Below are 13,268 nucleotides of genomic sequence, written 5' to 3' on the forward strand. Positions count from 1 at the left end.
GCTACGATCGCCACCCCGGCCCCCCGTTTCCCGCGCCCCGGCGCCCCCTCTGCCTAGACGAGTCCGTTCAGCAGGTAGTAGACGGCCACCCCCGAGAAGTAGCCGGCCAAGGCCAGTCCCGTGATCCGCTTCAGGTACCAAAGGAAGTCGATGCGCAGAATGCCCATCATCGCCACCCCGGCGGCCGATCCGATGATGAGGGCACTGCCGCCGGTGCCGGCGCAGTAGGCCAGCAGCTCCCAGAAATCGCTGTCGGGAGGGAAGGTGTCCAGCGTATACATACCCATCGCGCCGGCAACCAGCGGGACGTTGTCAACGATGGCGGAAACTAGGCCGATGACGATGTTGATGAGGTAAACGCTACCGAAGCTTTCGTCCAGCACGGTGGCGAAACGGCTCAGCAGCCCGGTCGTCTGCAAACTGGCCACGGCCAGCAGGATGCCCAGGAAAAAAAGGATACTCGGCGTATCGATCCGTCGGATTACGTGGGCTACCGAGAGCGAATGCCGCTCGTCATCGGGCTTATGGCGGTGCAAAATTTCCGTTACTACCCAGAGCGTCCCGAGGCTGAGGAGCATGCCCATGAAGGGAGGGAGGTGGGTGAGGTTCTTGAACACGGGCACGAAGAGGAGCGCCGCGATGCCAAGCCAGAGTATGAGCGATGACTCCCGGCGAGGCACCTCCACGCCGTGGCCGTGGTCGGCCGTATCGGAGGGTGCCTCGATCGTACCCCGCTTCGTGAAGGAAACGATCGCCAAGGGCACCAGCAGACAAACCAGGCTGGGCAGCAGCAGCGACAGCACGATGTTGACCGCCGTGACCTGTCCGCCGATCCAGAGCATAATGGTGGTCACGTCCCCGATGGGCGACCAGGCCCCGCCGGCATTTGCCGCCACGACCACGATGCCGCCGAAGAACCACAGATCCTCCCGGTCGCCGATGAGCTTGCGCAGCAGGGTGGCCATGACGATCGTGGTGGTCAGGTTGTCCAGTACGGAAGAGAGGAAAAAGGTGACGAAGCCGAGGATCCAGAGCAGCTTGACGCGGTTGTTCGTCCGGATGCGGGAGGTAATGATCTCGAAGCCGCCGTGGGTATCGATCAGCTCCACGATCGTCATGGCGGCCAGCAGGAAAAAGAGAATTTCGGCGATCTCGCCAACGTGCTCGAGGATGCTTTCCTCAATGAAGCCCTCTTCCGGCCCACCGGGAAAGAACGTTTGCTGCCCGATTACGAGGACCGTCCAGCATACGACCCCCGTCAGGATCGCCGTGGCCGCCTTATCGATTTTGATGGTGTGCTCCAGAGCGATGCACGCATAGCCAAGGACGAAGGCGAGTAAGAGTAGGGTATACATCGATCGCTTTAGGTTAAGCCCACTCCGAACGGCCCGTAGGGTGGCGGTAGCAGCTTCGATCTGACAATAACCCGTCCGGGGAGCAGTTTCCTTTTTACCCGCAAAAAAAATTTGTTCGGCCATTCCCACCTCCCGGACCGACCGGCAAATGGCATGCGACTACGACTGCGTTCACTTTTGCGCCGGGGCGCGGGAGGGAAGCCGACGCACCAGGGGCGGGAACGGTGGCAAGCCTCAATTCCTAGTGCATTCACCAGCCATCCCGGGCCTACCGCTACGAGTAGCAGTCAGTATGGGTGATTCGGCACCGGTCCATCGCTCCCATTTAGTCGGTCCGGGGGGAGAGAAGATATCCCGTCCTAACTGTTTCCGGGGCATCAACCCGCGCTCCGGCAGGGTGCGGATGCACGGAGATGACCTGCCTGCCGCGGTCGAAGTAAGTCGTCAATTTTCAAACCCCGCCCCCTAATGCCGGTTGTGAATGCAACCGAAGCGAAGCACATGGGAAATTACGCCAGATTGGTGACCTTATTCATTGCCTTTTTCGCCGTCGCCTGCGCCAGCGAAGAGACCGGCTCGGCTACACCCATCGACGGCCCCGAAACCGTTTCGGTCGACCCGGACAAAACGGGCTTTGCCGAGCGGACTCCCGCAGATAGCACCGCGGAAAACGCCCTGGCGCTGGAGCCGGGTCTCTACGTCGCAGAAGGAAGCGATTGTCGCAACCCCGCCAACGCCGGCTATCGCGTGTGGACGGGGCGGGGGCTGGAAGGTTCCGCGACGGACGACTGCACCTTCGAGGTTGTTTCCGTGGACGGCGAAACCTACACCGGGCGCCAGTCTTGTGCCAACACCTCCGACGGAAACCCTTCCCCCGTGGAGATTACCATCGAAATACTGGAACCCAGTTCCTTCATACTGACGGAAGCCGACGAGACGGTGCACCTGACCCTGTGCCCGGAAGGGGTGGCGCCGGCATGGGTGGCGGAGAAACTGGTGGACGAGTAAAGACCGTAATGTCAGGTTACCGGTGCGGTAACGCCCGGCTTGTCATTTCGCGATGCGCTGGATCACCTCATCCAGTCGGCTGGTGCTTAGCAGCAGTTCCCCCTGCCGGGAAAACAGCATCAGGGTAGGATAGCCACTTACACCAAGGTACTGAGCTTGTGCCTCCGTCACGCGGTAGGAGGGCCACGACATGCCGTGGGCCGCGCGCAATTCGGCGATCTTGCTCTGCGTATCACCCCGGTTCATACCGATTAGCTGAACGCGGTCGGCGTTGCGGGCATAAAACTCTCGCAACTCGGGAATAGCCTCCACGCACGGTCGGCACCAGCTGCCCCAGAAGTCAAGGAGAAGGAATGCTTTATTCGGCACGAACTGGCGAAAATCCGCACTGTCACTCAGCAGCATCGGCTGGTCGAGTTCCGAAAGCAAGCCGCCCGTCCGGAGGCCGTCCTGGCCATAGGTGGTGTCGACCGGCAGCAGCGTGATGCTGCCCCCGCAGTCGTCGAGGGCGGTGACCCGAAAGGCCTGTCCGGCGGCCCCGATCATCCTGCCCGGTGCGTAATTGAAGCCATCTTCGGATAGCTCCTGGCTAAGTGGGCCACCAGCGACGCCGAACAGGATCCGTTCATTCGGATCGGTAAATTTACCGCTGTTGTCGCCGTCAAACAGGCCGATTCGAAAGTCGTTGTTTCCGTGCGTAAAGCTGGCGTAGCGGAAAGTTCTACGCTTTTACCGCAGCCAAAAATCGGCATCTACCCGTTCATTTTTCGCGGTCAGCGATCCGGTTCCGGAGTATTTTTCTACGTCCGCTTTCTTCAGCTCGTCGTTGTAAGCCGGCGGCTCGAACTGGCTCCTGAACGTACAATCCGGATCGCCCTGTCGTGCAACTTGCGTGATCCAGGCGCTATCGTTCGGCAGGTAATCGAAGGCGGGAGCGGCGGTAAAGTCGAAAGCATCGGTTGTGTCTATGTAGAGGGTAGGCCGGGGCAACTGATACGGGTAAAGCAAGTACCAGGCCACGGAGGTGTGCCGGCTCGTCGGCCTACCCGTAAAATAAACGTCGGCTATGGCCGCGCTATCGGGATCCATACGGGGCGGCAGGGTCAAGGTATACGAGGTATCCCTAAAGTAGAATTTGCCATCCTTCAGTCGGACCGGCACCAGGAAAGAAAAGCCATGCTGTCGAGCGCCCTCGGGCAGTTCGTAACCGTCGGTGAATGCTACGGTAAAGGGGCGGTCACCGTGCGGGGCGGACTGGCCGAAACACCAGGCGCCGTAGCAGAGCGGTAAAAGGAACAACAGGGAGTGGCGGAAGGGCACGAAGGACGGTGTTTCCCCTAATATACCGGTATCAAGAAAAAATTTCACAACTTCCGAGCATCCAATTGGTTATATCCTCTCGGATATGGGAAACCGATCTGCAATCCTCCCGGAGTGCCAGCTATACGGTCAGCTTTCTGTTTTTGGACTGGGTTAGTAATATGTGCAGTTTATTATTACTCCAACACTAGTACTACTGAATTGCACACCATCTCTCAACCATTCCTTTATGGCAGACACCTTTAATAAAAAAGAAAGAAACAAGAAGCGGCAGAAGAAGAAGCGGGACAAGCAATATAAGCGGGAACAAAAGAAACTCAGTTCGACCAAGCCCCCCGAATTCATGTACGTCGGAGAGGACGGCAACCTTACCACCCAGGCCCCTGACCCCAGCCTGAAGAAGAAGATCAGCATCGAGGACATCGACGTCAGCACGCCGAAGTCCGAGAAGTCGGGCGAATCCAAGTTCGTAAAGACGGGTTTCGTCAAGTTCCTTAACCTCGAGAAGGGCTACGGCTTCATCATCGACGACGAGAGCAACGAGAGCTACTTCGTGCACGTCGATAGCCTGGAAGGCCCCATCCGGGACGGCGACAAGGTCGTTTTCGAGGCCGGGCGTGGCCCCAAAGGCCCGATCGCGGTCGGCGTCAAACTGCAATCATAGCTTAGCGGAACCCACCAAAAGAAACGGCCCGTCAACGTATAGTTGACGGGCCGTTTCTTTTGGGATGGTAGGATCGCTACTCCGCGTGGGAGACGTTGACCGCGTTCAGGCCCTTTTTACCTTCCTCGACTTCGTAGGTGACTTTGTCGCCTTCGTTGAGGGTGGCGCCGTTCAGATCGTTGGCGTGGACGAATACGTCCTTGCCGCCGTCGTCGGGGGCGATGAATCCAAATCCTTTGGTTTGGTTGAAAAATTTGACTGTTCCGTTGCTCATTGTAGAGTTTGTATCTGTCGTTTAGCGGCGAGATAATAGCTTACTAACTCTACCAAGCCGCAAGGTACGATGTATTTTACTGGGATGGGTTTTTATTTTTATTCGCCGGAGGAAATAGAGATTCGAGGCGCATCCTCGCAGGTGTCAGTACGCTTCGGGGTTTCCCCGGTACCTATCGGACCCCGGAGCGTCGCCGGACGCTAGCCGGTGACGCTCCGAGTAGCAAATAGTCGCCTAACTGCGTTTTCCTGCCTTCCGCTGGGGTGCTCCTACCGCTTGGGGCGGCGGGCCATGGACCGGGCTACAGTCCTTTCACGGTGAAGCCGACGAATTCCCAGTCATCCCGATCGGTTCCGTTGCAGGTTGTAGAGGTAATCAGGGTAACCGAGTTTTCACCCGCCTGGGAATGACCCGTAAATCGGTATTGCTGATAGCTACCGTCTTCCGGCGAGGGGTCAATCGAACCGGTAGCGCCATTTAAGTTGATGGTGTTCGCGTTGCAGGAAAATTGAATACCCTTAGCCATGAAAGCGATTTCGAGGGGCTGGGCGGAAGCAGTGAAAAAGGCAAATTCAATGCCCCATTCCGAGTCCGTTCCCTTTTGAAACTGACTGTTTGCGGATCCTTGGTAGGAGCCGTCGCCAAGGTGGAACAATTCGTAGGCATCTCCCCAGGGGGTAGTAACCTCCAAACAGGATTGGCAACTCGCCAGGGCGGGGCCACCGGAACGGTAAGTAGTACCGGTCGTCAGCGGGGTGGCATAAATCAGGGGTTGGACTTCGTACCCGGACTTGTAAAGCGTCATGGCAATTTCTCCGCTCCGGGGAAAGAGGTCTTCTTCCAGGATCAGGTGGTACTTGCCATTGCCATCCGTTTCGGTCTGGTAATTACTATTGGACGTCCAGAGTGAAAGGACCACGCCTTCCACCGGCTGTCCACCGAGATCGGTTACGCGATCGGAAAACATGACCTGGGTAGGACCGGGCTCGATAAGCTCGTCGGGTTCCGGCTTCGTACAGCCGGAAGCCAGCAGGAAGATGGTTAGGGCGGGGAAAAATGGTAGGTAGCGCAAGGGAAGAAAAGATGTTGCCAGCAGGCTGGTATGATGAGGAGAGCGGGCTGCCAAAAGGACGGGCAAACCGAAGCAGGCGGGCGGCGATTACCCAGGGTATTCACCGTTTGTCATTCATCCGAATTCTTCGGGGAGGTTACCGTGGTGCAGGGAGGATATTTAGGGGCTACCAAGACAGCCGCTTGCACGGGCATTGCACCCGCGCCCCGGCGCCCAAACCACGGGCCGGCCATAAACCCGTTTCTTTGTCCGGAAACTTCGGAAGCAAGGCCGGGGCGCCGGCAAACGCTTACCTTTCCCGACCGCGAATGCACTCATTCATTCCTTCACCCATTCACTGCCTTCCCATGGAAACCACCGAACTGCTGAAGCGGGTCCGCCGCATCGAGATCAAGACGAAAGGCCTGAGCAAACAGCTCTTCTCCGGGGAGTACCAGACAGCGTTTAAGGGGCGGGGGATGTCTTTTTCGGAGGTACGCAACTACCAGTACGGTGACGACGTGCGCAACATCGACTGGAACGTGACCGCCCGCTCCGGCGAACCCTACGTGAAAGTCTTCGAGGAGGAGCGGGAAATGACCGTGATGCTACTGGTGGATATCTCCAAGTCTAGCTTCTTCGGCACGGTCAAGCAACCAAAAAACGAGCTGATCACCGAGATCTGCGCCGTACTGGCCTTCAGTGCCGCCCAGAACAACGACAAGGTGGGGCTGCTGCTTTTCAGCGACCGCGTCGAGAAGTTTCTACCGCCGAAGAAGGGCAGGGGACACATCCTGCGCATCATCCGTGAGCTATTGGATACCCGCCCGCAGGGCAGTGGCACCGACATCGGCATGGCGCTCGACTACTTCACGAACATGGTCAAGAAGCGGAGCATCTGCTTTCTCGTTTCCGACTACCTGGCCACCGGCTACGAGCGCTCCCTGCGCCTAGCCGCCCGCCGCCACGACCTCGTGGGCCTCCACCTCTACGACCCCCGCGAACGGGAACTGCCGCAGGTGGGCCTGTTGCGCGCCCGCGACGCCGAAAGCGGCGAAGTGCACTGGATCGATACCGACAGCAAGCGTGTCCGCGACCGCTACGCCCACTGGTACAACGAAAATATGGACTACTTCAACGACTCCTTCCGGAAAAGCGGGGCGGATACGCTGAGCGTGGAGACGACGGAGGATTACGTCAAGGGCTTACTGCGGTTCTTCAAGGGGCGGGGGTAGGGCTTTCGGTAGCGGTGCCCGACCTGAAAATTTCGAAAAAGCGTAACGGGATTGGCGGTAGGCACATAAAGGGGCGTCATCAAACCGTGCCCCATGGCTCCGCTGCGTTGCTACCTACTTCCTTTATTGCTGTCGCTCTGGATACCCGTTGGAGCCCAGGACATGGGGCACAGCGTAGTGTCCTCCGCCGGAGATTATTTCTCGGTGGCCCACGCCGGTAATCTCCACTTTACACTGGGAGAAATCGCCGTTTCCCGCACGGAGAACGGGGCCATTCTCGAGCAAGGTTTTCATCGGATCCTCACGAATGAGCGGACGACCTCCACCTGGTCGGCTCCCCGGCTCGCGATTACCCTTTCCGCCTTTCCCAATCCAACCGCCGATGTGGTTAACCTGACCGGCGATTGGCAGCGAGACGACCTGGTAGAGATCCGGGACGTCTTCGGGCGCTTGCTCGGGCGACAGGAACTATCCCCGGGCCGCGCGACGGTGGCTCTTTCGTCCTATCCCTCGGGAACCTACTTCCTCACGCTAACCCGGAGCGGTCTGCCCGTCGCCGGTGCGCGGGTGGTCCGCCGGTAACCGGAATCGATTGTCCATCACCACCATCAAATCACTACCGCTATGCAATTCCTTTATACGCTACTCCTGACGGTCGTCTTTAGCGCGGGACTCTTCGCCCAGGCGCCGGCGGCCTTTAAGTTTCAGGCCGTTGCCCGCGACGACGGCAATAATCCCCTGGTCAGCCAGAACATAGGGGTTCGCGTCAGCCTGCTCCGCGGCAGCGACTCCGGGTCCCTGGAATACAGCGAACGCCACGAGCTGGTGACGACCGCTCTGGGGGTATTCGATCTTCAGGTCGGGGGCGGGGACGTGCTGAGCGGCGATATGTCCGGTATCGACTGGGGCGGCGACAGCTACTACCTCAAAGTGGATATCGATCCGGGTGGAGGAACGAACTACGTCAATATGGGAGCCACCCAGCTCCTCTCGGTGCCCTACGCGCTCTACGCCGCCAATGCGGAGGGCGGCAGCGACGACCAGCAGCTGACCCTGTCCGGCACCGACCTGAGCATCGAGGATGGCAACAGCGTGGACCTCAGTACCCTGCAGGACGGGGTCGACGACGCGGACGCGGATCCCACCAACGAAATCCAGCAGCTATCCCTGAACGGCAACACCCTCAGCCTGACCGACGGCGGGGACGTTGATCTTTCTCCCTACCTGAACACCGCGTTGTGGACTGAAGGCAGCAACAACGAGATCTCCTACGCCGGGGGTGGGGTAGGGATTCGCGTCTCCGATCCGGAAGATGGTATGGGACTGCACCTGGGGGACGATGTCTTTCTTCAATCCAACCTTGGTGCCTTCATCATAGGCTACCCCGACAATGGCAACCGCTGGCGGCTGGCGACGCAGAAGTCGGGCGAGGATTTATTATTCCGCAGCAAGCCCGAAGGGCAAAACAGCTACAACAGCCGCTTCAATTTCACCCAGGACGGAAAGTTGGTCGTAAACGGCACCTCCGCGACCGGGCGGCTAACCATCTTTCAGGAGGGGCAATCACTGGGTACGGGCCTGGTATTCGATGACGGTACGGCCAACGAGGTATGGCACGTCACCCACGGCTTCGGGCTGCGCTTTCACTACGGCAACAGCCTGCGGGCTACGATCAGCGCCAACAACGGTGCCTACATTCAGGGCTCGGACCGCAAGCTGAAGCGCGACATTGCCGACCTCGGAGCGGTTACCGACCGGCTGATGCGACTGCGCCCCACCACCTACCTCTACAAAAACGTGGAGAACGCGACGTCGACCATCGGATTCGTTGCCCAGGAAGTGCAGCCGGTATTCCCGGAACTCGTTCACTACATGGAGGCGGACGACACCTACGGACTGAACTACGCCGGCTTCGGCGTCATCGCGGTTAAGGCCATTCAGGAGCAACAGGAAACGATCGACGCCCAGACGAAGCAGATCGAAGACCTGGAGGCGCGGCTGGCGCGGCTGGAAGCGATGCTCGGTAAGTAGATGGGTTCACCATGAACCCTGCTGTGCCTCGTCAGCCGAATGCCCAAAGCGCGCAGCGTGTGGGGTTCGTCTGCCGAGTCGCCGTAACTTCCCGCCATGAACATAGCGCTAGCCCAGATCAACGTCCACGTAGGGAACTTCGACGCCAACCTAAAAAAGATGCTCGACTATACGGAGCGGGCCAAACGGCAGGGGGCCGACATCGTCGTCTTTCCCGAACTGGCTACCGTCGGGTATCCGCCGCGCGACTTTCTGGAGTTCGACGACTTTATCGACCAGGCCAATCTGGTGGTGGAGCAACTGGCCAAAGCCGCGGACGGCATTGCCATTATCGTAGGCTCCCCCACCAAAAATCCGGTAGTGCAGGGGAAGGACCTCTACAACAGCGCCTACTTCCTGGCCAACGGACGCATCCAGCAGGTGCAGCACAAAACGCTGCTGCCTACTTACGACATCTTCGACGAGTACCGCTACTTCGAGCCGGCCGCCGAATGGAACGTGGTGCGCTACCAGGATAAGACCATCGCCATGATCGTCTGCGAAGACAGCTGGAACGTCGGCAACGAAAACCCGCTCTACCAGATGAATCCGATGGATAAGATCATGGAGCACGCGCCGGACTTCATCATCAACATCTCCGCTTCTCCCTTCGCCTACGACCACGCGGCCGAACGGGTGGAAGTGCTGCAGGCCAACGTCACCATCTACGACCTGCCGATGTACTACGTCAACCACGTGGGGGCCCAGACGGAGGTACTCTTCGACGGCGGGTCGCTGGTGCTCAACCGGAAGGGAGAGGTGGTCGACGAGATGCCCTACTTCGAGGAATGCCTCCGCGTATACAACACCGAGGAGGTGGACAACGGCGACGACGTTAGCGGTGAGCGGCGGCGGGACAAAATCACCCTCATCCACGACGCCCTGGTAATGGGGATCAAACAGTACTTCGGCAAACTCGGCTTCAAACGGGCCATCCTCGGACTGAGCGGCGGCATCGACTCCGCCCTCGTAGCCGTACTGGCCGCCCGCGCCCTCGGTGCCGACAACGTCCGCTGCGTCCTGATGCCCAGTCAGCACAGCAGCGACCACAGCGTAAATGACGCCCGACAACTGGCCCAGAACCTCGGCTGCCAGTACGACATCGTGCCCATCGAAAGTGTCTACCACGAGTACATGAAGCTGCTGCAGCCCCACTTCTTCGGCCAGCCGGAGGGGCTCACCGAGGAGAACCTGCAGGCGCGCATCCGCGGGATGATCCTGATGGCCTTCAGCAACAAATTCGGCGACATCCTCCTCAACACCAGCAACAAGAGCGAAATGGCCGTCGGCTACGGTACCCTCTACGGCGATATGTGCGGCGGCCTCAGCGTTATCGGCGACGTTTACAAAACCGAATGCTTCGAGCTCGCCAAATTCATGAATAAGGACGGCGAGGTCATCCCGGAAAACATCATCACGAAGCCCCCCAGCGCCGAGCTCCGTCCCGGCCAGCTCGACAGCCAGAGTCTGCCCCCCTATCCGGAGCTCGACGCCGTGCTCTACCAGTACATCGAGCTCCACCAAAGCCCCCAGGACATCATCGAGGCCGGCGCCGATCCGTTACTGGTGCAAAAAGCCCTCCGCCTGGTCAACATCAACGAGTTCAAGCGCCACCAGACGGCCCCGGTGCTGCGGGTGAGCAAGAAGGCGTTCGGGATGGGGCGGCGGTTCCCTATTGTGGCTAAGTACCTTAATTAGTGAATGATTGAATGATTGAATTGCTGAAGGCTTGCAGGGCTGAAGTCACGCAATTGCCGCATATTCACGTATTCAGCCCTTCCGGTATTCACTAATTCAGTCCCTCACGAATTCAGTCCTTAAACCTTGGAACCCCTAATCACCAACGACGCCGTAGTCTTCGGCATCCTCCTGGTCATCCTGGCGGGGGTATTCACCACGGCCAACAGCGAGCGGCCCTTCTGGGTGACGTTTTATACCTACGTGCCGGCGCTGCTGCTGTGTTATTTCCTGCCGGCGCTGCTCAACTGGCCGCTGGGGGTCATCGCCTACGACTGGTACGAGTACGGGGTGATCGACGCGCTGGCGGCCCGGGGGGTGACGCTGCCGGAGGGGCTTTCCTTCGGGGAGATCAACCGCTTCATCGAGGCGCAGGGACTGGACCCGGCCGAATTCGCGGGCTACACCGGCCACAGCGGGCTGTACTTCATGGCCAGCCGCTACCTGCTGCCGGCCAGCCTAATCCTGCTGTGCCTGAACATCGACATTCCGGGCATCATCAATCTCGGCTACCGGGCGATCGTGATGTTCCTGGCGGCCACGCTGGGGATCGTACTCGGCGGACCTATTGCGCTGATCATCGTCACGAACTTCTTCCCCGGCCTCATCGACCTCGATCCGGAGCTCCTCTGGCGGGGGCTGAGCACCATCGCCGGCTCCTGGATAGGGGGCGGGGCTAACCAGGCGGCCATGCAAATCATCAACGAGGTGCCGCCGGGCATCTTCGGGCAGATGATCGTGGTGGACGTGTTGGTGGCCAATATCTGGCTCGCCTTTCTCCTCTTCGGGGCCGGGCGGGCCAAGCGGATCGACCGGGCCATTGGGGCCGACAACAGCGCCATCGATCACTTGGTCAAGAAGATGGAAGACTACGCCGACCAGGTACGCCGCATCCCCACCAGCATCGATCTCTACCAGTTGCTCGGGGTGGCCTTCGGCGGAGTGGCCCTGGCGCACTTCGGGGCGGACCTGCTCGCTCCGTTCTTCGCCCGGTTCGAAGCGACCTTGGAGGCCCTACGGATGAACACCCTCACCAGTGGGTTCTTCTGGATGGTCGTGCTGGCCACCACCTTCGGCTTCCTGCTTAGCTTCACGAAGGCCCGGCAGCTGGAGGGCGTTGGCGCCAGCAAGTGGGGCGGCATCTTCATCTACATCCTGGTGGCCACCATCGGTATGCAAATGAACATCGGTGACGTGCTCGATAACCTCGGACTCTTCGCCATCGGCCTCATCTGGATGCTGGTCCACATCACGGTGCTGCTCGTGACGGCTTACCTCATCAAGGCGCCCTTCTTCTTCGTAGCCGTAGGCAGTCAGGCCAACGTCGGCGGGGCGGCCAGCGCACCGGTGGTGGCGAGTGCCTTCAACCCCGTCCTCGCCCCCGTCGGGGCCATTATGGCGGTGATCGGCTATGCGCTGGGTACCTACGGGGCGTTGATCTGCTCCTACCTGATGGAGATTTCGGTGGGGTAGTGCTGGTACAATGCGGTCTCCGACCGCGAAGTCCGCAGCGCTTTCCAAGCGCGGGGTAAGAGGCGGTTTCCGACCGCGATGTGTGAGGCGCTCTCCGAGCGCGAAGTCCGTAGTTTTGTCCGTCGCAACCGCAGGTTGCATCGAACATAGCAGCCTGAAGCCGCTTCTTACCGCCACACTATGCAAGACAGTATCCTAATCACCGGCGTATCCTCCGGCATAGGCTTGGCGACCGCCAAGGACTTACTCCACCGCGGCTTCCGGGTATACGGCAGTGTGCGCCGGGGCGCGGGAGAAACGCAACTCCGGGAACATCCGGCCTTCACCGCCCTCCAGTTCGACGTTCGCGACCGGGAGGCCATCCGCGCCGGAATCCAGCGGATCCGCGACGACGGCGCCCGGCTGGTCGGGCTGGTTAACAATGCCGGAGTGGCGATATCCGGTCCGGTAGAGACCGTCAGTGAGGAAGAGTATCGCCGGCAGTTCGAGGTGAACGTCTACGGGCTGGTCGCCGTCTGCCAGGAAGCCCTGCCGCTGCTGCACGAAGCCCGCGAGGCCGGATTCCGGGCGCGGATCGTCAATATCGGCAGTGTGAGCGGCTATCTCACTTCGCCCTTTACGACGATCTACTCCGCATCGAAGTTCGCCGTGGAAGCCCTGACCGATGGCCTCCGCCGCGAATTGCTCCCCTTCGGGATTGACGTCATCAGCGTCGCGCCCGGTCCGGTAAAGACCCCGATCTGGCGGAAGGGGCGCGAACAGACGGCCGCCTTCGAAAACAACCGGTACAGCAACATGCTAAACAAACTAGGCCCCTACACCGAGGCCGCCGAGGCCGATGGCGTAGCGCCCGAAATAGTCGCCGAGGTCATCTACCGCGCCCTCACCGACGAACGGCCGGACCCCGCCGTGCTCGTGATGAAAAAGGGCTGGATAGCCAAGCTGCTCAGGCTGACCCCGAAGCGCTTCCAGGATAAATTCTTCACCAAGCGCCTCGCCGAAAATCGCCGCTACTAGTACAACGCGGTCTCCGACCGCGAAGTAAAACGCGCTTTCCAAGCGCGCAGTCAAAAAAAAACCA

At 59.8% G+C, this 13,268-nt stretch carries 13 protein-coding genes; 8 read left to right on the forward strand and 5 right to left on the reverse strand.

The annotated features are described in order from the left end of the window. Positions 1-53 precede the first annotated feature (53 nt). Complete coding sequence (gene nhaD / locus CLV84_RS00960) at positions 54-1,355, reverse strand: sodium:proton antiporter NhaD (RefSeq protein WP_104417870.1); 1,302 nt, start codon at positions 1,353-1,355, stop codon at positions 54-56. Between the two features lie 468 nt (positions 1,356-1,823). On the opposite strand from nhaD, the gene CLV84_RS00965 reads away from it, so the two are divergent. Further along, entirely contained in the window at positions 1,824-2,363 is a 540-nt protein-coding gene (locus CLV84_RS00965) for a hypothetical protein (RefSeq protein ID WP_104417871.1), read from the forward strand. 42 nt (positions 2,364-2,405) lie between these two features. Here CLV84_RS00965 and CLV84_RS00970 read toward each other — a convergent pair whose 3' ends face one another. Then, on the reverse strand, positions 2,406-2,909 hold the full coding sequence (locus CLV84_RS00970; protein ID WP_104417872.1) for a TlpA family protein disulfide reductase: 504 nt from the start codon (positions 2,907-2,909) through the stop codon (positions 2,406-2,408). 183 nt (positions 2,910-3,092) lie between these two features. After that, positions 3,093-3,731 carry a hypothetical protein gene (locus CLV84_RS00975; protein ID WP_146088665.1) on the reverse strand — a complete coding sequence of 213 codons (639 nt, stop codon included), beginning with the start codon at positions 3,729-3,731 and terminating at the stop codon, positions 3,093-3,095. 181 nt (positions 3,732-3,912) lie between these two features. On the opposite strand from CLV84_RS00975, the gene CLV84_RS00980 reads away from it, so the two are divergent. Then, positions 3,913-4,347 carry a cold-shock protein gene (locus tag CLV84_RS00980; RefSeq protein WP_104417874.1) on the forward strand — a complete coding sequence of 145 codons (435 nt, stop codon included), beginning with the start codon at positions 3,913-3,915 and terminating at the stop codon, positions 4,345-4,347. Positions 4,348-4,423: 76 nt separating this feature from the next. On the opposite strand, the gene CLV84_RS00985 is transcribed toward CLV84_RS00980, so the two are convergent. Together CLV84_RS00985 and CLV84_RS00990 are read right to left on the reverse strand one after the other, a co-directional pair. Continuing rightward, the gene (locus tag CLV84_RS00985; protein ID WP_104417875.1) at positions 4,424-4,621 is read right to left on the reverse strand and encodes a cold-shock protein; all 198 of its coding nucleotides are present in this window, start codon (positions 4,619-4,621) and stop codon (positions 4,424-4,426) included. 301 nt (positions 4,622-4,922) lie between these two features. Continuing rightward, entirely contained in the window at positions 4,923-5,693 is a 771-nt protein-coding gene (locus CLV84_RS00990; protein WP_104417876.1) for a carboxypeptidase-like regulatory domain-containing protein, read from the reverse strand. 347 nt (positions 5,694-6,040) lie between these two features. Here CLV84_RS00990 and CLV84_RS00995 point away from each other — a divergent pair, with 347 nt between their 5' ends. The 6 genes from CLV84_RS00995 to CLV84_RS01020 all read left to right on the forward strand — a co-directional run bounded on the left by CLV84_RS00995 (position 6,041) and on the right by CLV84_RS01020 (position 13,204). Beyond that, a complete protein-coding gene (locus tag CLV84_RS00995) occupies positions 6,041-6,907 on the forward strand; it encodes a DUF58 domain-containing protein (protein WP_104417877.1) in 867 nt (288 codons plus the stop codon). A 93-nt stretch (positions 6,908-7,000) separates the two neighbouring features. Continuing rightward, entirely contained in the window at positions 7,001-7,489 is a 489-nt protein-coding gene (locus CLV84_RS01000) for a T9SS type A sorting domain-containing protein (RefSeq protein WP_104417878.1), read from the forward strand. A 42-nt stretch (positions 7,490-7,531) separates the two neighbouring features. Next, positions 7,532-8,938 (forward strand): tail fiber domain-containing protein, encoded by a 1,407-nt coding sequence (locus CLV84_RS01005; RefSeq protein ID WP_104417879.1) that lies wholly within the window; start codon positions 7,532-7,534, stop codon positions 8,936-8,938. A gap of 96 nt (positions 8,939-9,034) precedes the next feature. Continuing rightward, positions 9,035-10,675, forward strand: a complete 1,641-nt coding sequence (locus CLV84_RS01010) for an NAD+ synthase (protein ID WP_104417880.1) — start codon at positions 9,035-9,037, stop codon at positions 10,673-10,675. Between the two features lie 126 nt (positions 10,676-10,801). Then, positions 10,802-12,187, forward strand: coding sequence for a DUF819 family protein (locus CLV84_RS01015; protein WP_104417881.1), 1,386 nt, complete (start codon positions 10,802-10,804; stop codon positions 12,185-12,187). Positions 12,188-12,367: 180 nt separating this feature from the next. Then, entirely contained in the window at positions 12,368-13,204 is an 837-nt protein-coding gene (locus tag CLV84_RS01020) for an SDR family oxidoreductase (protein WP_104417882.1), read from the forward strand. Positions 13,205-13,268: the final 64 nt, after the last annotated feature.

The sequence above is a fragment of the Neolewinella xylanilytica genome (assembly GCF_002934605.1).
Taxonomy (GTDB): domain Bacteria; phylum Bacteroidota; class Bacteroidia; order Chitinophagales; family Saprospiraceae; genus Neolewinella; species Neolewinella xylanilytica.

Excerpts from the sequence above, each read along its gene's own strand:
- nhaD (WP_104417870.1), bottom strand. The coding sequence starts at position 1,355 with ATGTATACCCTACTCTTACTCGCCTTCGTCCTTGGCTATGCGTGCATC.
- CLV84_RS00965 (WP_104417871.1), top strand. The coding sequence starts at position 1,824 with ATGCCGGTTGTGAATGCAACCGAAGCGAAGCACATGGGAAATTACGCC.
- CLV84_RS00970 (WP_104417872.1), bottom strand. The coding sequence starts at position 2,909 with ATGATCGGGGCCGCCGGACAGGCCTTTCGGGTCACCGCCCTCGACGAC.
- CLV84_RS00980 (WP_104417874.1), top strand. The coding sequence starts at position 3,913 with ATGGCAGACACCTTTAATAAAAAAGAAAGAAACAAGAAGCGGCAGAAG.
- CLV84_RS00985 (WP_104417875.1), bottom strand. The coding sequence starts at position 4,621 with ATGAGCAACGGAACAGTCAAATTTTTCAACCAAACCAAAGGATTTGGA.
- CLV84_RS00995 (WP_104417877.1), top strand. The coding sequence starts at position 6,041 with ATGGAAACCACCGAACTGCTGAAGCGGGTCCGCCGCATCGAGATCAAG.
- CLV84_RS01000 (WP_104417878.1), top strand. The coding sequence starts at position 7,001 with ATGGCTCCGCTGCGTTGCTACCTACTTCCTTTATTGCTGTCGCTCTGG.
- CLV84_RS01005 (WP_104417879.1), top strand. The coding sequence starts at position 7,532 with ATGCAATTCCTTTATACGCTACTCCTGACGGTCGTCTTTAGCGCGGGA.
- CLV84_RS01010 (WP_104417880.1), top strand. The coding sequence starts at position 9,035 with ATGAACATAGCGCTAGCCCAGATCAACGTCCACGTAGGGAACTTCGAC.
- CLV84_RS01020 (WP_104417882.1), top strand. The coding sequence starts at position 12,368 with ATGCAAGACAGTATCCTAATCACCGGCGTATCCTCCGGCATAGGCTTG.